Origin of the sequence: Clostridium sp. UBA2485 (assembly GCF_002341865.1) — a bacterium.
Taxonomy (GTDB): Bacteria; Bacillota; Clostridia; order Clostridiales; family Clostridiaceae; genus Clostridium_J.
On the sequence record NZ_DDOV01000073.1, the window covers coordinates 1 to 24,630 of the forward strand.

The window sequence follows — 24,630 nt, forward strand, 5'->3', positions numbered from 1 at the left end:
TTTCACTCCATATATCTGCTACATTTACACCGCCTGTTTCGGATAGTTTAGGGCTTTGTTTTGATTAGCAAACTCACCCACAAGCATATGCCTTATATGTAGTTTCTGTTCGTCAGACCAGAGTTTTGCCGCCGACTTCCTTCAGATTCCACCTCATGATGGACACCCTTGTCTTAAGCTAACGGTTGGCACTATCAACCCCCGTATCGGACTTTCACCGACAAGTAAGCGCCCATGCTGGGCACACTAAAATAGCACCTAAACTAATTCTAGGTGCTACAAAAATGAGACTAAAAGAGTATCTAGTCCCCTAGATGCTTTTCTAAAATTTATTCTAACTTATGTACTCTTTTGTTGCAAAACTTTACTCTTCAATAAATTTCATCAATTCTTTGTTAAATTTGTCTCGCTCGTCATAGAAGGATCCGTGATCACTAAATCTAAATGGTATAAGCTTTGAATTTTTAATATATTGATTTTGTACTTCACCTAGCGAGAATGGAACAACTTTGTCATTAATGCCGTGAATAATTAAGGTTGGGACATTTATTGTTTCTAGATCAGAAAATAATACTTCACGTAACCAAGTATTTGCAATACTAGCAGTTGCCCAGCCAGCTGCCTGTAATTCCAATTAGAATAACCAATCAGATAATAGCTCAGTTATATTCTGAAAGAAAAATATGTCTCCAAAATCCCGTAACATTTTAGGACGATCGGTGTATGTTCCCTGAATAATTTTGATTACTTCTTCTTTTTCCAAGCCATATAGGAAATTAGAACGTTCAAAATGAATGATAGCTCTATTGATAGATTATTTACTTAAGCATAAATATATTCACGTACTTTCAGAGATTCAAAAAGACCTAACTAAAAACTTTTTAATTTTATCAAGTCTATTAATAAAACCAATAATTAATATTTTCGTTGACATTTGGTTAATAAAATCAAATTTTGTTACATATTAAACAAATCGTGACTAAATGCCACGATTTTCAATAATTTAAAATTGCAAAAAATTATTTGGTTATTATTTATTGTTCTATCTCTTTTATCATTCTAAGATATATTTTCTTTCCTAAATGTGATTCTTCTACTACTTTATATCCAAGTACAGTATAAAAATGAATTACCTTATGATCATTAACGTCTACTAAAAGAGAAATTTTATTTAATCCTTTCTCTTTAGCCATTTTTTCTGCTTCCATCATTAAGGCCCTTCCTATACCTCTACCTTGATATTTTATATGAGTAGCTATATTGGCTATAAATAATTCCCCTGGATCAGATTCCTTTAGATGATCAAGCATTATCATACTAGAGATATATCCTACTTTTTCTTTAAAACCTTTTTGTCCTCTCATAAGTAACTTTCCAGTTTTTTTCTCAATGTTTTTCATAGTATCATGTGGAATTGCAAATAATATTCCTGCTACTTCGTTGTTTACTACTGCAACTTTAGCATGTTGATAACTAAATCTATTCCTACTTTCTTTAACTATATAGGCAAGTCTTTCTATTATTTCATTCTTACTTCCTGTTCCCCAAATAACTTCCGGATTAGATTCTGTAATATAAAGTAAACTTGCTATTTTTTTAACATCCTTTATTTCTGCATTTCTTATATCTACTGAATTCATGATTCCTCCCAAATAAAAATTCTTAAGTTATTAGCTAATTATAAACCTCAATTGTGTCAATTATAAGTCGCTATTATATTTAAGCAATACAGATTTTATAGATAGATAAGTTACCTCTTTTGGCAACAATTCTTTTATAGGCTTTAATTTTTCTGCTCCTACATTTTTAATTGTTTCTATTATTAAATCCTCATATTCCTTTTGTATAAAATCATCTAAGTTTACATCTAACCCCTCTGTCTTGCACTTAAATAGATGTTCCTCAATAGTAACTTCAGTAAGTTCTCTTTCCTTAGAAATTTCTTTAATAGTTTTACCCTCTTTATACATATTATAAGTTACTATATGACTTTTTATCTTTTCAGTAGCGTAAGCCTCTTCATTATCCATTGCCACTTCTTTAGTTATGTTATTTTCCTTCATATATTTTTTAATTTCTTCTATAAATACTTCACCATATTTATTATATTTGCTTTGACCTACACCTTTAATATTAAGAAAATCTTCTTTTGTAACAGGCATATATTCTGTCATTTCTTTCAAAGATGCATCTGCAAATACTAAATAAGGTGGTATTTTTTCATTTAATGCAATATCTTTTCTTAAAAGTCTTAAAGCTTCAAATAGAGTATCATCGACTTTTCCTTTTTTACTTTCAGGTTTTTTATTTACCTTTAGAAATACTTTTTCTTCACTTCTTAATACAGGAACAGCCTTTGGTCTTAATTTAACTACAGGAAATTCATCATCTGTAGTAATCATATAATCATCAGCAATAAGTTTATTAATTATATCTACTAACTCTTTCTTTGTATAATTCTTTACTATTCCATAGGTTGAAAGCTTATCAAGACCTAAATTTAATATTTTTGCATTTGTTGAACCTTTCAAAACTTCTGCAATTACATTAGTTCCATATCTTTCTTTCATTCTATAAACACAAGAAAAAATCTTTTGTGCCTCTATAGTCATGTCTATAGTCTCTCTATCATCATTACATACAGAACAATTGTTACAACTATCCTTTATATTTTCTTCTCCAAAATATTCAAGTATATATTTTCTAAGACACATAGATGTATAGGTATAATCTACCATAGCTCTTAAATTATTATATTCCTGTGCTTTTTTAACAGGATTTAATTCTCGCATATCTATAAAATATTTTTGAGTTTGTATATCCTTAGGGCTAAATAATAATATACATTCACTTGCTTCACCATCTCTACCTGCACGTCCTATTTCTTGGTAGTAAGCTTCTATATTTTTAGGCATATTATAATGAATTACATATCTAACGTTAGATTTATCAATACCCATTCCAAAAGCATTAGTAGCTACAATTACATCTACATTATCATAAGAAAAATCTTCCTGTGCTTTTTCTCTATCACTATCAGAAAGACCTGCATGATAAAGAGCAACCTTAATATTTCTTTTCTTAAGATTAACATATACTGTTTCCGCTTCTCTTCTAGTAGCAGTATATATTATTCCAGTAGTATTGATTTTTTCACTAACATAATTGACTACATAATCTAATTTATTTTCTCCTCTTAGTACTTTCAAATTTAAATTTTCTCTATCAAAACCACTTATAAATATATCAGGTTCTTTTAACCTTAAAATATTTATCATATCTTCTCTAACCTTATCCGTAGCAGTAGCGGTAAAAGCTGCTAAAATAGGTCTTTTTTCTAATTTTCTTAAGAAACTAGGTATTTTTTTATAACTTGGTCTAAAATCATGTCCCCATTGAGAAACACAGTGTGCCTCATCTATAGCAACTAAGGTTATATCTATATGTTTTAAAACTTCACAAAAACTTTCATTTTCAAGCCTTTCTGGCGCTACATAAATTAATTTGTATTGTCCATTCCTAGCATAAAATATTCTCTCTTCAATTTCTAGAGGATCTAATGAGCTATTTATATATGTAGAAGGAATTCCACTACTATTTAATCCATCTACTTGATCCTTCATTAAGGATATTAATGGAGAAATAACCACCGTAACTCCCTGTAATATAAGCGAAGGAATTTGAAAACATATAGATTTTCCTCCTCCTGTAGGCATAATAGTTAAGGTATCTTGTCCTTTTAATATGCTCTCTATAGGTTTAACTTGCGCACTTCTAAAATCATCATAGCCAAAATATTGTTTTAGAAGCATTTTAGCTTTTTCCATAACTTCAATTCCTTTCCCAATTAATGCACTATCATTAATTATAACCAATAATTCTAAAAAGTGTTATAAAAAATATTAAGTTTTTTTATCTACTACTAAGCAGTAGGTAAGATAATTCACAATACAAAATATAGAATTCACAATTAAGATAAAAATTAATTCCTTTAATTGATTTTTTTTCTAGCAATAAAATTGCTAGCTTTTATCATAGAAAGTTAATGTTAACTTGAAAGAAATCAATTGAAAGCTTCTCCTTTATTGAAGAAGTTTCCTCAATTGTCCCTTTTCAATTTTTAATTCTCCATTGTATAAGAGACTAGTATAATCTCTAGTTATTTTTCTAAACATACCCTCTTCTAATATGTTAATTAGTAGATTTTTTACCATTTTGATAATTTCATTCCATAACTTACATTACCAAATTCTATGATTTTAATTAGACAATAAGATTGTAATGTATATAATAAGTATCATAGACTTAAGCATCTGACACAAAATATTATTACAATCTTTTAGTAGTTATTTTTTGCCAGATGCTTAAATAATACTAATTTTTTCTAAGAAGAAGGGGGAACTACTTTAATGAATAAACTTAAAAAGAATTACATTATAATTCCCATTGTTATTTGTATTTTATCTTTAATAGCAATGACTTTTATTAACTTTAGAAGTTCAAACTTATCATTTAAATCTTATAAAGAATTTTTAAAGGATGCTCATAATGACCAACTCTCAACTGTATATATGGTTCCCTCTTCTAAAATTACTGTTGTAATGAAAGATGGAACAGAATATACTACCGATAACCCTAATAGTCTTACTTTAAAAGAAGAGCTTTTAAGTAAAGGTGTAGAAGTAAAGGAAAACAGCAGTACCACATTTATGCAAACAGGTTTTTCTGCCGTTTTAACACTTTCAGTTCTTGCTATTGTTTTTATATCCTTATCAAAAACTAAAGGAGCAAGAGGAGTTACTTCTATGGATGCAGTAGACGCTTCTACTCTTGTAAAGGATAAATTCAATTTTAATAGCTTAGCTGGAAATGAGGAAGCTAAAGAAAGCGTTAAAGATATAGTAGATTATTTGAGAAATCCTGAAAAATATAAAAAATATGGTGCAAGAGTTCCTAAGGGAATTATACTATATGGTTCTCCTGGTACTGGTAAAACATTACTAGCTAAAGCAGTTGCAGGAGAAGCAAAAGTACCTTTCTACGCTGTATCTGGTTCTGATTTTATTCAAGTATATGTAGGGGTTGGAGCTGGCAGAGTTAGAAGTCTATTTAAAAAAGCAAAAAGCCATGGAAAAGCAGTTATATTCATAGATGAGATAGATGCTATTGGTAAAAAAAGATCATCTAAGGGTACAGGAGGTTCTGAAGAAAAAGATCAAACTTTAAATGCCCTATTAACAGAGATGTCAGGATTTAGCGAAAGCGAAGGAATAGTAGTTATTGCTGCTACAAATAGATTAGATATACTTGATCCTGCACTTTTAAGACCGGGTAGATTTGATAGACATATTGAAGTGGCATTACCTGATGTAAGTGCTAGAGAAAAAATAATTAAACTTCATTTAAAAAATAAACCTCATAAAGATATAGATATCTTAGATCTCGCTCATAGAACTTCATATTTTTCTGGTGCTAAACTAGAAAATCTAATAAATGAAGCAGCTATATTAGCTTGTAAAGAAGACATTGGATATATCACTAATGAACATATGGATACTGCATTTTCTATAGTTCTTGCAGGTTACGAAAAAATTGATAAATCTGCTATTAAAGAAGAAGATAGAAAAATTACTGCTTATCATGAAGCTGGACATGCTTTAATTTCATTATTAAAGCTACCAGAGGAAAAAGTATCTAAGGTGACTATAATTCCTACTTCTAAAGGTGCTGGAGGATATACTCTAAGTTTACCTGTAGATAGTGCATATCAAAACCTAGACTATTTAAAGAAAAAAATAATGGTACTTTTAGGTGGACGTGCTGCTGAGGAAATAATTTTTGGGAAAGAAAAGATTACTACAGGTGCTTATAATGATTTAAAACAAACTACTAGTATGATTTATAATATGATTACTGAGTATGGTATGGGTGAATCTTTAGGTCTTCTAAGGCTTTCAGAAATGCCTAGCTCACTTCAAGGATCAAGTTCTAAGGATATATTAGAAGAATGTAAATCTACTGTTGATAACCTTTATGAAGAAGTAAAATCTATATTATTAAAAGAAAAATCTAAATTAGAAGCTTTAACTAATTCATTATTGATTAAAGAAAAGCTTTCTTATGAAGAAATTTTGTCAGCAACTAATTTTATATAAATTCCCAGTTCATCATCTCTCTTAATAAAAGCCTAGAAAATATATTTTCCAGGCTTTTATTTTTCATTATATAAATTAGGTAGGCATTTTCCTCCTCTAATTTTTTATAAAGCTACGAATTAATTCCTAACTCTTTAAATAAATCATTCAATTTAAATCAGTTCATCTTATTAAAAAATCACCTTAAGGACCTTATGTCTTGAAATAAGCCCAGCCTTAATTAAAGCTTTATTAGAAGCTATATTATCAAAATCACATGAACAAATTGCCCTGTGCTCTCTTATAAGACTTTTTTCTAAAAGCTTGTACATGATATAGCTTCCGTAGCCTCTATTTCTATAAGATTTATTCACAACTATCCCTAAATTAACAGTATCAGGAAAAATATTGCTTTTGCGATATTCTCCAACTCCTAAAATTTCACTATCATCACAAAGTACAAATAATTCATCGTTAGCTACTAATCCTAATAAATAGCTATCTATACATTCATCCTTATCTTCTAAATTTTTCATATAAAACTCTTTAATTTTCTCAATTTGCTCCCCTTTAGCCAGTATAAAATCTAAACTACCATATTTTTTCATAAAACTGTTAAGATTAAAATCATAAAATAAATAAGAATCTATACTTATCTCTTTAGCCATTCCCATAGTTAAGGATAAAAAAATAGGTTCAATACTACATACGATAGCACCTTCTATAGATTCTTCTTCAATTATCATTGAAAAAACTTTTTCACTTAAGGCTTTATATTCATCAATTATATAAAATTGAGATAATAAATTATTATTATTACTAATTGAATAATATCCTATTAACTTATCATTTAAATATATTCCAAAATAGCTTGCTGTAATAATGTGTACAACATCATGATAATCTTCCATAGGCTTTAAAAGACTATTATAGTATTCTGTCCTTAAAGGTAGAATATCTCTTACTGAATCTAATTTTTTAAAATTTATCATTTAACTTCTCCTTAATAAGCTTTCAAATGTACTTAAATAAACATTAAATGACCTTAAGTATTTAAATAATTTTTAAGATTATTTATTGCTTCAATTACTTTATTTAAATTCTCCTCAGAATTTAAATTATCTCGTGCATGTAATAATGCTGGTCTTAGAGATTGAACAGAGTGTCCAAAGTTATACATCCACTTATACCTTGGAACCATCCAAGTATGGAAATGATGAGTAGTATCTTCATTATAGAAGTAATACACATATTCAATATTCAATACCTTTCTCTGAGCTTCTCTAATTTTTGTTAGCAGTGTTATATAATCAATTTTTTCTTCTTCTGTTAGCTCATCAAAGCATTTAATATGTCTTTTTGAAGCTAATATAACCAATCCCTCTATAGGATATGCCACATCCTGATGTGCGTGAAAAAATCTTGTTTCAATAATTGTTCCTCCATCAGGCTCAACTTCTCCACTTGTAATAGCACAGCTTAGACATTCCACTTCAATGGTTTTATTATTAGCTAATGTAATTTTCCTCATAAACCCATCTCCCTTGCCTAATTACAATTTTTTCTCTTATTTTTACATTAATATTTATAATCACAATAATATATTTTTATAATATATATTCATTTAATAAATCTAATTCTTCACTTATATATGTACTACCTTCTTTACTTATCATATTAGCCATTATATATTTTTTTAATTTCATATAGAGACCTAGTGGAAATTCATATTCTACCCATTTTGTCCTATAGCCTATAATACCATGATTTTTTAAAAGTAGTTCACATTCCCTTAAAATTTCTCTTATAAATTCTTTAAACTCGTAATTAGTGTCTATATCTACATTTATAGTTTCTCCATCGTAGGTTTCATTGGTTATTTTAATTCTTATATTTTCTTTATCCTCTAGATGTATTTCCCATTTATGCTGATTAGGATTATCGTGCCAAATAAAATAATATTCTTCTGTCTCCCCATCAGTACTTTCTTCTAATACATTAACAATTGCTTGTAGTAAATCTCCTATGGCATCTGTTATATTGTAAGGTGTAAATTCACTTATCTTCCCATTCATATTTATAAATCCTTCGCAAACTCCTACCCCTGTAAGCTTATAGCTAAACTCTACCATAAAACTCCTCCTACTTTTTATAAATTATATATTAGTGTATCTATAAAGCTCGTTTATATGCAAAGTTTATGCAAAAACTTTATAGTTATATTATAATACTATTGTACAAATTTAACGATTGGAGAGGAGATTTCTATTATGGAAATAAAATTAGATGCTCTTACATGGCAAGAATTCAATGAGAGAAAAGAAAAGGATGTTGTAATCCTCCCTATAGGCTCTTTAGAGCAACATGGACCTCATCTTCCATTATGCACTGATACAGTAATTTCTTATGAATTATCATTACTTTTGGCTAAGGAGATCAATGGAATAGTAGCTCCATCAATTAATTACGGCTATAAATCATTACCAGCCAGTGGTGGTGGTCCTCTATTTCCTGGAACTATAGACTTAAATGGAAGCACTGTAGTTGCTCTTGTAAAAGATATATTAGAGGAATTTATTAAAGATGGAGTTAAAAAAATATTAATCTTTAACAGTCATTATGAAAATGAAGCCTTTATACTTGAAGCAGCAGACCTTGTGTCTCGTAATATACCAAAGGGAACTAAAATTATTATCACTAATTGGTGGGATCCATTATCTAATGAAACAATAGATAAAATATTTGATGAAATCCCATTCCCAGGTTGGGCATTAGAGCATGCGGCTATAACTGAAACCTCATTCATGCTTAAATTTACACCGGAACTTGTACATATGGAAAGATTGGTAGATGAAACAATGACTCCTCTTGGATATTCAATATATCCAGTGCCATCTGACTTAGTACCACCTTCTGGATTACTGGCTAGTGCTAGGAGTAGTTCAAAAGAAAAGGCAGATATGATGATAGAAGAAATTATTTCTAAAATTAAAAGTATAATAGAAAAAATATTTTAAAAACTACTTTTATTAATTCTTTAATATACCTTAGGATATCTATTTATTTATAAAAAATGAACTGAAGTAAGTAGATAAAATAAATACTCTGCTTACTCCAGTTCAACCTATGGTATTTTAATTCACAATTCACAATGCAAAATGCACAATTAAGGTGGAAATTATTTTTAATCAAAATAATTTCTTTAATGGATTTTTGTAGCGGCGAACATTGTTCGCCATTTTTTATATGTTCAATATTTGGCAGTGGGAGTGGATTTGGGTTTTGTGGAGAACGCTGTTCTCCGCTACAGTTAATCAATTTTAAATTTCTAAACTTTTGGTGAGAAATATCCACAATTCGTATCCTTCATTCTTAATTTTAATTTGTAATGAAAAATTTCTCTTATGGAAATTAAAATCATGTATATATTATGTAAGGTTTACTTGACATGGAAATTATATAGATATATAGTTGTGATGTAAGGTCAACATTACATAGGAGAAGTGAAAAATGAAAAATAGAGTAAGAGAATTTAGAGAAGTTCTTGGGCTCACTCAGGAGCAATTAGGAAAACTTGTAGGCGTATCAAGGCAAGCTATTAATGCAATTGAAACAGAAAAATTTGAGCCATCTATTTGGTTAGCTTATGATATTGCAAAATTGTACAATAGCTCTATTGAGGAGATATTCCTTTTTGAACAAAGTGAAAGAAAATCATAAAACATAAAATAAAGGAGATTTGAGAAATGGCTTTGAGAAATATTAGGCAGTTAGGAGACGACATCCTAAGAAAAAAGTGTAAAGAAGTTGAAGTAGTGGATGATAGAGTAAGACAAATACTTAATGATATGGCTGACACTATGTATAATACAGAAAATGGCGGTGGGCTAGCTGCCTGTCAAGTTGGAATTCTTAAGAAACTTGTAGTAATTGACATGGGGAAAGGTCTTATAAAGCTAGTCAATCCTAAAATAATTAAGGAGGAAGGCTCCCAAAAAGTTATTGAGGGATGCTTAAGTATTCCTAATAAATGGGGCTATGTTTTAAGACCATATAAGGTAACTGTAAAAGCGTTAAATGAAAATGGTGAAGAAATTACAATAACAGGTAAAGGAGATTTAGCAAAATGTTTATGTCATGAAATTGATCATTTAGATGGTATATTGTTTATTGATAAAGTTATTGAATACTTAAAATAAGATGTTTTGATATTATATGGCGTTAACAGATTATATTGATTTAAATAATAATATATATTTTAGAGGATGACTAAAATAGATTTTTTACTAGCAATANNTACAATTGCTAGTTTTTTTATATATAATTCACAATTGTAGAGAATCTGGAGTATATATATGAAGTGAAATATTAAAAGAGCATAATGAATATATATAAAATGGACAATTAATTAAGGTAAGAATAAAAATTATCTCTGCTGGCAACAACTTGGTAATAAATCTGTAAAAGTTGGTAAAAACATAGTGATAATATTTAAAGCATAGGAGATAAAATAACAGGTCAAAGCCATACTGAACTGATATTTTTAAATATGACTAAATATATATAGCAAGGAGAGAGTATTTATGCAAAAGAATACTATAAAAAAATTATTATCATTATTTTTATTATTAACTGCTGCCTTATTTTTGATAGCATGTGAACCAAAAGAAAAAGAGGTAGTAATAGCCCCCGATGTTAGGGTACAGGCTAAAGCAGAAGAAAATGAAGTAAAACAAAGTATGGAACTTGGAAATAAGTATCTGAATGAAGGTGATTATGAAAAAGCTATAAAAGCTTATGAAGAATCAATTTCTGCGGAGACAAATAATAAAGACACTTATATTAAGATAAAAGATAAGTATATTGAGAAAAACAGATTTGATGATGCTTATTATATAATAAAATTGGCTATAAAAAATAATGTGGATATTGATAATATGAAAAATATTCTAGAGGGCATAAAAGAAAACTTTGAGGAAATTAATCTTGAAGATTCAGTAAAGCAAAATAATGGCTATGAGTTACCTAAAGATATAATAATAAATATAAACGGTAAAGATGTAAATGGAATTATTAAGTGGGATAATAATGATGTTGATACAAGTACACAAGGTAGTTTTTACTATCAAGGTACTATTGAACAATATGGAAGAGTTGTTAATTTAAGATTAAATATAAATCCTATAGTTATAGAAAAGAAAATAGGATGGGTTAAAGAGGTAAATGATAACTATATATCGTTAGATGAAGTAGAATTTTATATGTATGATGAAGCATTAAATGAAGCAATAAAGGACAATAGTAAGAAGGTAATCCGTGATGAGGATACTGGAAAGTTATACGTTTCAGATAGTTATTATATAAGAGATAATAGTGATGAAATAGCAACTTATACCATTGATGAGAATACAGTTTTTGAGATATGCAAATATTTGCTTAGAGATGTATCTAATGCTTCGGAAGTAGAACCTGTATCTTATGAAACTCTAAAGAAAGCAGTTGATGATCATGAAAGAGGACTATTATGTTGGATATATACTGAAGATAATAAAATAACAAAAATAGAGCAGCAATATATTCCATAAAATTTAATAAGTTTAGAAATTATGTTCTAAAATAAAAGTTTAAGAAATTTAAGTGTTATGTTGTAAGAAGAAGTATAAAATGGTTTGTCTTTATAAACTGTTTTATACTTTTATTTTATTATAGATATAGATAAATACTTAAGAAGAAAATATCTATGGTATTAAATCTTTTATTTTAATCAAATTAATTTCTTTGATAGATTTTTTATAGAGTGAACAGTGTTCAATAGTTATTCTTTGTATAGGTACTATAATTTAATATTGATGATTATATTATGGAGAACACTGTTCGCCGCTACAACAATAGTCAATTCTCAATTGTATAATGTCTATATTAATATTTCAGTATATTTCCAAAATGAAAAATCCAATATTTTCTTGATCCTTTATCTTAAAACGTTGATATTATCGTAGTTTGCATTATTTTTATATAATAGATAAAGGCAATATGTAAAGCTCAAAAATTGAATGGTATTGTATTATCAATTTAATATTGCTATAATAAAATGAGTAAAGTCTATGATAAGCTTTACTCATTGTTATAATTGTGGGTTAATTTTATTTTTAAACTAAAGAATAGCTAATTCATTCATATCTTGATACTTTTTGAAATAGGAGAAATGTATATGAAAGAATTTAGTATTAGCACAAATGTGTATTTTGGAGAAGGGTCTTTAGATAGACTAAATGAAATTAATAATAAAAGAGTATTAATAGTATGTGATAAATTTATGGAAGTTTCAGGTATGGCTGCAAAAGTACAAGAAAAGCTTGTTAATTGTGAAGTAGCTATATATAGTGATATTGTACCTGATCCATCTGTAGAAATTGTTGCTGCTGGTATTAAAAAGTTGCAAAGTTGTAATGCACAAGTTATGATAGCTCTTGGTGGAGGTTCATCAATTGATGGAGCTAAGGCAATTAAAGAATATGCAAAAAGAATTACTGGAGGGGTTTCTTCTATAGAGGAGTTTTATGCTATACCTACTACAAGTGGTACAGGCTCTGAAGTAACTGAATATGCGGTAATTACAAATAAACAAGAAGGATTAAAGTATGCACTTACAGATAAATCTCTTCTTCCAACAGTTGCTATTCTTGACCCTGAGCTAGTTAAATCTGTACCTAAAGCTATAACTGCCGATACAGGAATGGATGTAATTACACATGCTATAGAGGCTTATGTTTCAAAAAATGCTACTGATTTTTCAGATGCTCTTGCGGAAAAGGCTCTTACTTTAGCCTTCAGATTTTTACCACAAGCTTATGCTGATGGAAATGATATAGTAGCAAGAGAGAAGCTTCACAATGCATCATGCCTTGCTGGTATGGCATTTAACGCAGCTGGACTTGGAATTACTCATAGTTTAGCTCATGCTGTAGGTGGAAAATTACACATTTCTCATGGAAGAAGCAATGCAATTATACTTCCTCATGTAATTGAGTATAATGCTAATTTGAATAAAGAGACTTTCCGTGCAGAATATAGCATAGCAGCTAAGAAATACCAAAGGCTTGCCAAATTATTGAAATTACATGCGCCAAATGTAAATATTGGTGTTAATAATTTAATTAAAAGCATTGTAGAACTTCAAAAAACATTGATGATTCCAACAACATTAAAAGAGCAAGGTGCTGATATGGAGTTGGCTCAAGCATCAAGAGAAGAAATTATTAATGCAGCTCTTAAGGATGTATGTACAACAGTAAATCCTAGAGAAGCCTCAAAAGAAGATTTATCAATAATTTTAGACAAAATTTTTGAATAAAATATTGTACTATATACCACCTATTTATGGGTGGTTTTTTTATGGTTAATTTTTCAGAAAAGTTGAAAAAATAAATATGATAAAATATAATTTAAAGTATAATTTAAATTATGAAGAAAATAGGGGGTTATAATATGAAAGAAGAACTATACTCAATAGGGAAAGTTGGAGAAATATGCAAAATAACTAAAAAAGCACTGAGATTTTATGATGAAAAGAAGATCTTATCTCCTGATAAAGTATCGGATGAAAACGGTTATAGATATTACAGTAAGAAAACTTTATTATCTGTACCAGTAATAAAATATTATAAGCAAAGTGGATTTACCCTTGATGAAATGAGAACTTTTTTAGAAGGTACTACCTATGATTCTATTCATAAAAGCTTTGGAAGAAAAATTAATGAATTAAAAGAGCTTCAGAATGAAATAAACTTAAAATTAAGATCCGTTAAAGATTGGGATGACCTTATAGTTGAGGCACAGATGGTAATTGAAAACGATGTGTCTGATGTAGCTATAAAATATATAGATAATCAGAGATTAATTTTTTTAAATCAAGATTTTAAATATGATTATATGGATTCTATAATCAATATAGAGTTTAACAATTATATAGATAGTATAAATAATGCAATAACAGGTCCTGTAATTATATGTTTTCCATGCTTTCAGGATAAAATTAATGGAAAATGCAATAAAATGAAGATAATGCAAGAGACAATTTTAAAGTGTAAAGAAGAAGAAAGTGTTGAATTTGGTGGTTGGATGGCAGCCTCTTGTTATCATATAGGAGCTCATGAAAAAATTGACGAAACATATAAAAAAATAAAAAAATGGACCCAAGAACATGGGTATCTATGTGCTGAAGAGTCTTATGAAAGATATGTGACAGATTACTGGACTACTAAAAATTTTGATAAATTTGTAACAGAAGTTTTGATTAAGGTCAGAAGAAAAAAATAGTTTTATTATGTCGAAAACATTAACCGTAGGGTAAGGTCTAAAAGCTTGAAAATACTAGGTTTATGGAGATTTAATATTAATAGATAAAGATTATCCGTTGAGTTATAAAGCAAATTTATATTAAGTGCAATTCAGGCCTAATTGTGTTTGTTACTTAACAAACACATACTTTTGAATTGACGAATTATTCTTAATTATTGATTAATTTTTAAGTGTAAGTATGATTATAAGGTTTTAAATCTGCTTAAATATTCTTAAAAAATACATGTTGACTCTGCCCCAAAGGGAAAGGGATATAATCTAATTAAAGAATAAATACCTACAAGATACAGATGAAAAGGTGTTCAATAGTTTGAAAATAGGATGTACCAAATTATAACAATCTTAAATCATATTTACTTAAATCACACTAAAGTATACTCATCGCAAATTTTTATTTAATATTTAATAATATAAATTTAAAAATTATTAATCGCATAAGCGAAAGGAGTTTTAATTTATGAATGGAGTTTCAAAAGCGGTAAATTTAGAAGCAATCGCTGCGAAGNNCTGCGAAGAAGAAATTAACAAGTAATTTCTTTAAAAGAGGTATATCTCTAGCTTTATTTTCAGGACTTGCCTATGGATTATACACGGCATTTCTAACTATGGGAATGACTAAAGGAGTTTGGGCAGACTGGTATGGCGCTAATACTGCTGGTTTATCAGCATTTGTGGTAGCATATTTACTTGCTGCAATTGGTAATGCAATAAACGATACATGTAGTGCTATTTGGGCTCTTTTATACTCAGGAGTTAAAGGAAAGTTTGGAGATTTTGTAAGATGTATTAACACTAAGCCAGGACGTATTATGATATTGGCAGCTCTTATAGGAGGACCTATAGCTGGTACTGCTTATGTTATAGCTATTCAAATGGCTGGTTCAATAGTAGTTCCAATTTCAGCTCTTTGCCCTGCTATTGCTGCTATATTAGGTAAGATTTTATATAAACAAGAATTAAATAAACGTATGGCTTTTGGTATTGCTATATGTGTATTTGCTAGTTTCTTAATTGGTAGTACAGGAATTAGTGGTGGTGCTTCAACAAGCACTTTAATTGGAATTTTAATAGCTATTATTGCTGCTCTTGGATGGGGATTTGAAGGTTGTGTAGCTGGATATGGTTCAGCAATGATTGACCCTGAAATTGGTATTTGTATACGTCAAGTAACATCAGGCATAGCAAATTTATTCATCTTAGTTCCGATTTTTGGAATGATGGCTGGTGGAATTAATATTTCTACTGATCTTGTTGTACAAGCATTTACAAGTGGCCCTGCAATGGCTTGGTTTGCTTTAAGTGGTTTGTTATCATTCATTACATTTATGACATGGTATGCTGGAAACAGTATGTGTGGAGCAGGACTTGGTACTTCATGTAATGCTACATATTCCTTCTTTGGGCCACTATTCTGCTTATTAGTATTAGGCGTATATGGTGGAATAGACGGATGGGCACTACCTTCTGTAGCTTGGATTGGAGCTGTAATAATGATGCTTGGTATCCTTACAATATCTATGAATCCACTTGATTTATTAAGAAGAAAAAAGATGGAGGTAGAATAGATGAAACCGCTTAACTATGCAATTTTAAAATATTTTACTAGAGTTAAAGAAGCTTGCGCTGATGATGTTATAAGGGAACTAAAAGGAGAATATGGAAACTTTAAGGCACTAAAAAAGAACGCTGTAGTTAATGCTTTAATGACAGCAGAAGCAAATGGTCTTATTGAAGAAACAAGATTTGAATTAGATAAGAATAAAGAGTTGAAGGTTTATTATCATGCTCATGAAGAAGGTGCAGCTACAATTAATAAATATATCAATGATTAATTAGATAGAGTGAATCCCATAAATAGTTATTTTTAGTGTATATTTTATGAATTAATTTTACTTGAAGCAACATGTAAGACAGTAAAATTATTTGAAGATTTTTAAAATAAGGAATATTTTTACTTTTCTGAAAAGGAAAAATATAATAAATTAAAAACATATATAAGTTATGTAATTGAAAAAAAGTATACTGAGCTAAGAATAGGAAGGAGAAATTATCAATGAGATATTATGGGGAAGAGGCTTTAGGCCTTGTAGAAACAGTTGGATTAGTCCCTGCACTTGAAGCTGCTGATAAAATGCTTAAAGCAGCTAATGTTGAATTAATTTCGTATGAAAATATTGGTTCAACTCTTGTAACAATTATGATAAAAGGTGATGTTGGTGCAGTAAAAGCTGCTGTAGAAGCAGGTGCTGAAGCAGCTGCTGCTATTGGAAAATTAACAGCACACAATGTTATGCCACGTCCTATTAGAGAAGTTGGAGATATTGTGTCAGTACACGATATTGATGCATAGAAGGGGAAGGATATACATATGGCAAGATATGAAGCTTTAGGATTAATCGAAACTTTTGGTCTAGTTTTTGCTTTAGAAGCAGCAGACGCTATGTGCAAATCAGCAAATGTTGAACTTATAGGATATGAAAATGTTGCATCAGGTTATATATCTGTATTAGTTCGCGGTGATGTTGGTGCTTGTAGAACAGCAGTAGAAGCTGGTGTTGCAGCAGTTGAAAGCATGGAAGGTGGAAACCTTTATAGTTCAATAGTTATACCAAGACCACATCAAGATCTTGATAAGATAATAAAACGATATGCAATTCCAAATCCTATAACAGAATAGGAAATAAAAATTTTTTCTAAGTAATAAATAAAAGGAGAGAGAAAAATGAATATTATTGATAATGATTTACTCTCCATGCAGGAAGCTAGGATTCTTATTGAAAATGCTCGTGAAGCACAAAGAAAATTAGCAACCTTCCCACAAGAAAAACTTGATGAAATAGTTGCATGTATGACTGAAGAAATTGAAAAACATTTAAAGGAACTTGCAAAGATATCTAATGAAGAAACTGAGTATGGAAAGTGGGAAGATAAATATATCAAAAATCAATTTGTATGCAAGTATCTAAAAGATAGACTTAAAGGCATGAAATGTGTAGGCGCAATTGATGAGGATAAAATAAATAGGACAAGGGATGTTGGAGTGCCAATGGGGGTTATTATAGCCTTTTGTCCATCAACAAGTCCTGTATCTACAACTATATATAAGGCACTAATTGCAATTAAATCAGGAAATGCAATTGTATTTTCACCTCATCCAAGAGCTAAAAACGCAATTTGCAAAACACTTGATATTTTGATTAGAGCTGCAGAAAGAGTAGGACTTCCGGAAGGTGCTCTTGCATATTTGCATATAGTAACACCAGGTGGTTCATTAGAACTTATGAATCATAAAGATACTTCTCTTATAATGAATACAGGAGTTGCAGAAATGCTTGATGCAGCCTATAAGTCTGGCAAGCCAGTAATCTATGGCGGCAATGGAAATGGTCCAGCTTTCATAGAGCGTACAGCTAATATACCTCAAGCAGTTAAAGACATTATTGATAGTAAGAACTTTGATTATGGAGTTGTATCTGCAGCTGAACAATCAGTTGTTGTTGATAGCTGTGTTGCTACTGAAGTAAAACAAGAATTTATTAAAAATGGTGGATACTTTATGACAAAAGAGGAAGCTGAAAAGCTGGGATCTATCTTTTTTAATAAGGATGGAAGTTTTGAAGAAGAACTGATTGGTAAATCGCCACAATTCTTAGCTAAATATGCTGGATTTAATGTTTCTCAAGATGTGAAAATTCTTATTTCACAGCAAAAGTTTGTTTCTAAAAATAACCCTTATTCAAGAGAAAAGCTTTGCCCTGTTTTAGCCTTTTATATAGAAGAGGACTGGATGCATGCTTGTGAGAAATGTATAGAATTGTTACTTAGTGAGCGATATGGACATACGCTTATTATACATTCAAAAGATGAAGAGGTTATTAATCAATTTGCACTTAAGAAACCTGTTGGAAGAATACTTGTTAATACTCCAGGAACTTTTGGAAGTATGGGGGCAACTACAAACTTATTTCCTTCAATGACTTTAGGGAGTGGCTCTGCAGGTGAAGGGATGACTTCAGATAATGTCTCACCTAAAAATTTAATATATATCCGTAAAGTTGGATATGGAGTTCGTACAGTAGATGAAATTGTTAAAGCAGTAGACCATGAAGAAAATTCTACTTTTACAGTTTCAAATAACAAATTAAATGCAAATGAAATAGATAACTATAAACTGTTAGAGAGTATTTTGAAAAAAGTCCTAGATAACTTAAAATAAGAAAATCATATTTAAAATATGAAATACATTAAAGATTGAGGGGTAATAAATTTGGATATTCGTGAATTTTCAAATATATTTATGGAAGCTACTAAAAACATGTCTGATGAAGAACGCGCTAGTCTAATGAAAATGTTTGAGAGTGTTTCTAAAGAAATAACAAAAGAAGAGCCAGCTACTTTAAATGTTGCACATGACAATAACGGTCAAATTCCTGATGGAATAACAGAGCGTCTAGTTAAGTTAAAGGAAACTTACTTAAAGCATGTTCCAGCAATAACAACTCATAGAGCAAGAGCTATCACTAAAATAGCTAAAGAAAACCCTGGTATACCTAAATCAGTTTTACGTGGTAAATGTTTTAAACATTGCTGTGAAACTGCACCACTAGTAATTCAAGACAATGAGCTTATAGTTGGAGCTCCAAATGGACAACCTCGTGCGGGAGCATTTTCTCCTGATATAGCTTGGAGATGGATGGTTGATGAAATAGATACAATAGGAAATCGTCCACAAGATCCATTCTACATTTCAGAAGAAGATAAGAAAATTATGCGTGAAGAGTTATTCCCATATTGGCAGGGTAAATCAGTTGATGAATACTGCGAAGATCAGTATCGTGAAGCTGGAGTATGGGAGCTTTCAGGGGAATCTTTCGTTTCTGACTGTTCATATCACGCAATAAATGGTGGAGGAGACTCTAACCCAGGATATGACGTTGTATTAATGAAAAAAGGTATGCTTGATATAAAAAGAGAAGCAGAAGAAAAATTAGCTGAACTTAGCTATGAAAAACCAGAAGATATAGATAGAATATATTTCTATAAATCATTAATTGACACTGCTGAGGGTGTTATGATATATGCCAAACGTATGTCAGACTATGCTGCAGAACTTGCTGCAAAAGAAACTAACCCTAAGCGTAAAGCAGAATTATTAAAGATTTCTGAAATAAATGCTAGAGTTCCAGCACATAAGCCAAGTACTTACTGGGAAGCAATTCAAGCAGTTTGGACTATAGAATCATTACTTGTAGTTGAGGAAAATCAAACAGGTATGTCTATAGGACGTGTTGACCAATACATGTATCCATTATATAAAGATGATATTGAAGCTGGACGTATGACTGATTTTGAAGCATTTGAATTATCAGGTTGTATGCTTATAAAAATGTCTGAGATGATGTGGATAACAAGTGAAGGTGGTTCTAAATTCTTCGCAGGTTATCAGCCATTCGTTAACATGTGTGTAGGTGGTGTTACTAGAGAGGGCCGTGATGCTACAAACGACTTAACATATCTTTTAATGGACGCAGTTCGTCACGTTAAGATATACCAACCATCTTTAGCTTGCCGTATACACAAAGGATCACCACAAAAATATCTTAAAAAGATAGTTGACGTTATCCGTGCAGGTATGGGATTCCCAGCATGTCACTTTGATGATGTTCATATAAAAATGATGTTAGCTAAAGGTGTTTCTATAGAAGATGCAAGAGATTACTGCTTAATGGGATGCGTTGAGCCACAAAAATCAGGAAGACTATATCAATGGACTTCTACAGGATACACTCAATGGCCTATATGTATAGAACTTGTTCTTAACCATGGTGTGCCACTATGGTATGGTAAGCAAGTATGCCCAGATATGGGAGACTTAAGCCAGTTTAAAACTTATGAACAATTCGAAGCTGCTGTTAAAGAGCAAATTAAATTCATTACTAAATGGACAAGTGTTGCTACAGTAATTTCTCAACGTGTTCACAGAGAACTTGCACCAAAACCACTTATGTCTATGATGTATGAAGGATGTATGGAAAATGGTAGAGGTGTAGAAGCAGGCGGAGCTATGTATAACTTTGGACCTGGAGTAGTATGGAGTGGTCTTGCTACTTATACAGATTCTATGGCAGCTATAAAGAAATTAGTATTTGAAGAGAAAAAATATACTCTACAAGAAATGAACGAAGCTTTAAAAGCTGATTTCGTTGGATATGAAAAGTTAAGAAAAGATTGCTTAGAAGCACCTAAGTATGGTAACGATGATGATTATGCAGATTTAATTGCTGCTGAGCTAATTAACTTTACTGAACAAGAGCATCGTAAATATAAGACATTATATTCAGTGCTTAGCCATGGTACACTGTCAATCTCAAATAACACTCCATTTGGACAAATGACTGGAGCTACAGCAAATGGACGTAGAGCATGGTTACCTTTATCAGATGGTATAAGTCCATCACAAGGAGCTGACTTTAAAGGACCTACTTCTATAATAAAATCTGTTTCTAAAATGTCTTGTGAAGATATGAATATAGGTATGGTTCATAACTTTAAGTTGATATCTGGTCTTCTTGATACACCAGAAGGAGAACAAGGAATCATTACATTATTACGTAGTGCATGTGCCCTTCAACTTGGAGAAGTACAGTTTAACTACTTAGATAACAAGACTTTAATAGAAGCTCAAAAACATCCAGAACAATATCGTGATTTAATAGTTCGTGTTGCTGGATATAGTGCATTCTTTGTTGAGTTATGTAAAGACGTTCAAGATGAAATCATCAGCAGAACTATGCTTACACATTTTTAATTAAAAAGCTTAAAAAGAATATGTAACTTAAGAATTTTTATACTAAATTTTATAAAGGCTGTAATCTACAGAGGTGTTCTGTAGATTGCAGATTAAAGTTAAAGTATATATTAAAAATCAAAGTAAATGAACTGGAGAATGAATAATATGAGTAATGGAAATTTAGGTGTAATCGAACGAAAAGCGACGATTTTTAATATACAAAAATATAATATGTATGATGGAGAGGGAATAAGAACTTTGGTATTCTTTCAAGGTTGCCCACTTCGCTGTAAATGGTGTGCAAATCCTGAAGGATTGGTTAAAAAGCATAGAGTTATGTTTAAAAGTAATTTATGTGTTAACTGTGGGGCTTGTGTTTCCGTTTGTCCTGTTTCCATACATACTATCTCTAATGAAACTCTAAAGCATGAAGTTAGCCGTGATATTGATTGTATCGGATGTGGAAAGTGTAAGGAAGCTTGCCTTAAATCTGCTATATCAATAGTTGGAGAAACAAAAACTATCTCTGAGCTTTTAAAAATTATAGAAGAAGATAGAACATTTTATGAAATGTCTGGTGGTGGAGTTACATTAGGCGGTGGTGAAGTTTTGATGCAGCCTGAAGCAGCTTGCAGTTTATTAATGGCATGTAAGCAAGAAGGGATAAACACTGCAATTGAAACTTGTGGTTATACAAAACTAGAAACAATACTTAAGGTTGCGGAGTTCACAGACTTATTCCTATTTGATATTAAGCATATTGATTCTGATAGACATTTTCAGTTAACAGGGGTAAGGAATGAACAGATTTTAGAAAATCTTCAAGAATTACTTCGCAAAAAATACAATGTTAAGATTCGTATGCCTTTACTTAAAGGTATAAATGATTCTCAAGATGAAATAGAAAAGACTATGGAGTTTTTAATGCCATACAAAGATTATAGAAACTTTAAGGGAATTGATTTACTACCATATCATAAGATGGGGGTAAATAAATATAATCAATTAGGAATGGAATATCCTATAGAAGGCGACCCAAGCTTGAAAAATGAGGATTTAGATAGAATAGAAGGATGGATTAAAAAATATGATTTACCTGTAAAAGTAATCCGTCATTAAATAATTTTCAAATAGATAATAAGATGGAAGGTAAAGCTTATGGGAGATTTTTTCGATAGAAATATACAGCGTGTTATACAAGAGACAGTTCCAGGGAAGCAGATTACTATAGCTCATGTTATCGCATCTCCAATGTCTGATATATATGACCGTCTTGGAATTGATGATAAAGGAGCAATAGGTATTTTAACTCTTTCACCATATGAAACTGCTATTATTGCCGCAGACATTGCCACAAAGTCTTCTGATGTTAGAATTGGATTTCTTGATCGTTTTACAGGCTCTGTTGTAATAAACGGTGATGTCCAAAGTGTTGAAACAGCACTTAATGCAGTGAATGATACGCTAAGGGATATGCTTGGATTTACGACCGCTCCCATTACAAGAACATGAGAAAAAAGCGCATAATGGTAATTGGTCCTTCAGGATCTGGCAAAACTACAATAGTTAATGCATTAAATGATTATGATGGTCCATTAAGGCGAACACAAGATTTGATTTATGGTAAGAATACCATTGATGTTCCAGGCGCTTATATAGAAAATGCATGGATGTATAAACATGTAATTGCATTAGCTCAGGATGCATCCCATGTGCTTATATTGGTTGACCAATCTAATTGTACTGAAATATACTCCCCTGGGTTTGCAAAGTCTTTTACATGTCCGGTAATTGGAGTTATAACAAAATGTGACTTAATACCTGAAGATGAAGAAAAATGTTTAAGGCAGTTAAAAATTATAGGAGTATCAGAGCCATATTTTCATATTAGCTTTCCGATGGGGACAGGAATTGATGCTTTAAAGAAGTATTTATTTGAAAAAGGTGAGGAGTAAATGTCAATGATGAAATTTATTACTGAAGAGTATTTAAGAGATTTATACAGAAAAGAACCTTTTGATACCTACAAATTACAACAGGGACAGCGCCTTACACCTGGAGCAGCTCAGTATTTGTCTGATAGAAGAATAAAAATGAATGATGATGCTTTAAAATCAAATAAGAATGTTTCTAAAAACAACCAGGCGGAAACGATAAAAGAAACAGTAAGTAATAATTTAAATTTGAATAAAAAGCTTTGTTGTAAATTGAAATCTATGGAGGCAGTATTTCTTGTTACTAGTAGTGAAATATTAAAAGACGATATTATTTTAGCTCAAAATATTATAAATTTGGGTAAGAAAATATCAAATATCAGAAATTTTGTGAATGGAGAAGGTGTTCTTGAAACTATTCATTGTAAAGAGTGTACGTTCATGAATTCATCAAATTTCACAACTGAGCTTGAGGATTGTTTTGAAATAACAGAATTTCATATGCAGCTTGAAAAAAGCAATGCAATTTTAAAAATGCACACTCTTCGTTGTGCCTTAGGAGAATTGCAATTTGAAATAATTGAGAATTTCAAAAGTGATGATGAGATTTTAAAAAATAGAATTATAGAAAATGTTAATTCAATAATCAATTCATTATCTCAATTAATTTGTTTAGCGGTAGGAGGAAAAGAATGTCAAAGAAAAAAATAACTTTTGAATACTGCGATAAAATGGTTCAAAAGTTTGAAGAAGTTATAGAAAAACCAATTATTAATGATTCCTCTGTTTATTATACAGGTGTGGATCTAGGTACTGCCTGCGTAGTATTGGCTGTTCTAGATGAAAATTACAAACCAGTTGCTGGCGCATATAGATATGCAGATGTAGTTCGTGATGGTATGGTTGTGGACTATATTGGAGCAGTGGGCATTGTAAGAGAGCTTAAAAAAGAAATTGAAGAAAAACTTAATACAGAGCTTCTTTATGCAGCTGCTGCAATTCCACCTGGAACGGATGCTTTAGATTCTGGAGCAATTAAAAACGTAGTTCAAGCAGCAGGATTTGAGTTGACATGTCTTTTAGATGAACCTACTGCTGCAAATAATCTACTTAAGATTGAAAATGGTGCAGTTGTAGATATCGGTGGAGGAACAACAGGAATATCAATTCTAAAGGATGGAAAAGTTATTCAGGTTGTTGATGAACCTACAGGTGGTACGCACTTTTCATTAGTTATTTCAGGTGCCTATGGAATGCCTTTTAAAGAGGCAGATAAGTTCAAAAGGGACAATAAAAATCACAAGGAAATTTTACCGATACTAAGACCAGTAGTTGAAAAGGTGTCATCAATTATTAATAATCAGATTAAAAATTATGATGTTAATGAAATTTCTTTAGTAGGTGGTACTTG

Annotated in this window: 23 protein-coding genes and 1 pseudogene; 18 read left to right on the plus strand and 6 right to left on the minus strand. The window is 30.6% G+C overall.

The features are described 5' to 3' along the window. Nucleotides 1-364 precede the first annotated feature (364 nt). From B3603_RS14755 to recQ, 3 genes and pseudogenes are all read right to left on the minus strand, one after another. Nucleotides 365-787 (minus strand): annotated as a pseudogene (locus B3603_RS14755) (alpha/beta fold hydrolase); the annotation flags it as partial. A 247-nt stretch (nt 788-1,034) separates the two neighbouring features. Beyond that, entirely contained in the window at nt 1,035-1,640 is a 606-nt protein-coding gene (locus B3603_RS14760; RefSeq protein WP_291566261.1) for a GNAT family N-acetyltransferase, read from the minus strand. A 60-nt stretch (nt 1,641-1,700) separates the two neighbouring features. Then, entirely contained in the window at nt 1,701-3,827 is a 2,127-nt protein-coding gene (gene recQ / locus B3603_RS14765) for a DNA helicase RecQ (RefSeq protein WP_291566262.1), read from the minus strand. Nucleotides 3,828-4,409: 582 nt separating this feature from the next. Here recQ and B3603_RS14770 point away from each other — a divergent pair. Next, on the plus strand, nt 4,410-6,155 hold the full coding sequence (locus B3603_RS14770; RefSeq protein ID WP_291566265.1) for an ATP-dependent metallopeptidase FtsH/Yme1/Tma family protein: 1,746 nt from the start codon (nt 4,410-4,412) through the stop codon (nt 6,153-6,155). A gap of 170 nt (nt 6,156-6,325) precedes the next feature. Here the strand turns inward: B3603_RS14770 and B3603_RS14775 are convergent, their stop codons facing one another. The 3 genes from B3603_RS14775 to B3603_RS14785 all read right to left on the minus strand — a co-directional run bounded on the left by B3603_RS14775 (nt 6,326) and on the right by B3603_RS14785 (nt 8,266). After that, on the minus strand, nt 6,326-7,126 hold the full coding sequence (locus B3603_RS14775; RefSeq protein WP_291566267.1) for a GNAT family N-acetyltransferase: 801 nt from the start codon (nt 7,124-7,126) through the stop codon (nt 6,326-6,328). A 53-nt stretch (nt 7,127-7,179) separates the two neighbouring features. Next, nucleotides 7,180-7,665, minus strand: a complete 486-nt coding sequence (locus tag B3603_RS14780) for an HIT family protein (RefSeq protein ID WP_291566269.1) — start codon at nt 7,663-7,665, stop codon at nt 7,180-7,182. A 76-nt stretch (nt 7,666-7,741) separates the two neighbouring features. After that, nucleotides 7,742-8,266, minus strand: coding sequence for a hypothetical protein (locus B3603_RS14785; protein WP_291566271.1), 525 nt, complete (start codon nt 8,264-8,266; stop codon nt 7,742-7,744). Between the two features lie 138 nt (nt 8,267-8,404). Between B3603_RS14785 and B3603_RS14790 the strand changes: the two genes are divergently transcribed. The 17 genes from B3603_RS14790 to eutJ form a co-directional block, all read left to right on the plus strand. Next, nucleotides 8,405-9,151, plus strand: coding sequence for a creatininase (locus B3603_RS14790; RefSeq protein WP_291566273.1), 747 nt, complete (start codon nt 8,405-8,407; stop codon nt 9,149-9,151). 493 nt (nt 9,152-9,644) lie between these two features. Next, nucleotides 9,645-9,854, plus strand: a complete 210-nt coding sequence (locus tag B3603_RS14795) for a helix-turn-helix transcriptional regulator (RefSeq protein ID WP_291566275.1) — start codon at nt 9,645-9,647, stop codon at nt 9,852-9,854. Between the two features lie 26 nt (nt 9,855-9,880). Beyond that, complete coding sequence (gene def, locus B3603_RS14800) at nt 9,881-10,333, plus strand: peptide deformylase (protein WP_291566277.1); 453 nt, start codon at nt 9,881-9,883, stop codon at nt 10,331-10,333. Between the two features lie 384 nt (nt 10,334-10,717). Beyond that, nucleotides 10,718-11,719: a tetratricopeptide repeat protein gene (locus tag B3603_RS14805; protein WP_291566281.1), complete on the plus strand. Its 1,002-nt coding sequence runs from the start codon at nt 10,718-10,720 to the stop codon at nt 11,717-11,719. Nucleotides 11,720-12,345: 626 nt separating this feature from the next. Then, nucleotides 12,346-13,488: a 1-propanol dehydrogenase PduQ gene (locus B3603_RS14810; protein ID WP_291566283.1), complete on the plus strand. Its 1,143-nt coding sequence runs from the start codon at nt 12,346-12,348 to the stop codon at nt 13,486-13,488. A 134-nt stretch (nt 13,489-13,622) separates the two neighbouring features. Further along, a complete protein-coding gene (locus B3603_RS14815) occupies nt 13,623-14,453 on the plus strand; it encodes a MerR family transcriptional regulator (RefSeq protein ID WP_291566285.1) in 831 nt (276 codons plus the stop codon). A 647-nt stretch (nt 14,454-15,100) separates the two neighbouring features. After that, nucleotides 15,101-16,060, plus strand: coding sequence for a hypothetical protein (locus B3603_RS14820; RefSeq protein ID WP_414632389.1), 960 nt, complete (start codon nt 15,101-15,103; stop codon nt 16,058-16,060). Next, a complete protein-coding gene (locus B3603_RS14825) occupies nt 16,061-16,327 on the plus strand; it encodes a hypothetical protein (protein WP_039633140.1) in 267 nt (88 codons plus the stop codon). It begins immediately after the preceding gene. A 221-nt stretch (nt 16,328-16,548) separates the two neighbouring features. After that, entirely contained in the window at nt 16,549-16,845 is a 297-nt protein-coding gene (locus B3603_RS14830; RefSeq protein ID WP_291566287.1) for a BMC domain-containing protein, read from the plus strand. A gap of 18 nt (nt 16,846-16,863) precedes the next feature. Next, the gene (locus tag B3603_RS14835; protein WP_291566290.1) at nt 16,864-17,172 is read left to right on the plus strand and encodes a BMC domain-containing protein; all 309 of its coding nucleotides are present in this window, start codon (nt 16,864-16,866) and stop codon (nt 17,170-17,172) included. A 45-nt stretch (nt 17,173-17,217) separates the two neighbouring features. Beyond that, entirely contained in the window at nt 17,218-18,711 is a 1,494-nt protein-coding gene (locus tag B3603_RS14840) for an aldehyde dehydrogenase family protein (RefSeq protein WP_291566292.1), read from the plus strand. 51 nt (nt 18,712-18,762) lie between these two features. Beyond that, entirely contained in the window at nt 18,763-21,303 is a 2,541-nt protein-coding gene (gene cutC / locus B3603_RS14845) for a choline trimethylamine-lyase (RefSeq protein ID WP_291566294.1), read from the plus strand. Between the two features lie 147 nt (nt 21,304-21,450). Further along, on the plus strand, nt 21,451-22,404 hold the full coding sequence (gene cutD / locus B3603_RS14850; protein WP_291566297.1) for a choline TMA-lyase-activating enzyme: 954 nt from the start codon (nt 21,451-21,453) through the stop codon (nt 22,402-22,404). A 39-nt stretch (nt 22,405-22,443) separates the two neighbouring features. Further along, complete coding sequence (locus B3603_RS14855) at nt 22,444-22,797, plus strand: BMC domain-containing protein (protein ID WP_291566299.1); 354 nt, start codon at nt 22,444-22,446, stop codon at nt 22,795-22,797. Then, a complete protein-coding gene (locus B3603_RS14860) occupies nt 22,794-23,240 on the plus strand; it encodes a EutP/PduV family microcompartment system protein (protein ID WP_291566301.1) in 447 nt (148 codons plus the stop codon). Before B3603_RS14855 ends, B3603_RS14860 begins: the two co-directional genes overlap by 4 nt. Before the next feature lie 6 nt (nt 23,241-23,246). After that, complete coding sequence (locus tag B3603_RS14865) at nt 23,247-23,930, plus strand: cobalamin adenosyltransferase (RefSeq protein WP_291566303.1); 684 nt, start codon at nt 23,247-23,249, stop codon at nt 23,928-23,930. Continuing rightward, nucleotides 23,912-24,630, plus strand: a 719-nt coding sequence (gene eutJ, locus B3603_RS14870) for an ethanolamine utilization protein EutJ (RefSeq protein WP_291566305.1), incomplete at its 3' end; no start/stop codon positions are given. The genes B3603_RS14865 and eutJ, both read left to right, overlap by 19 nt.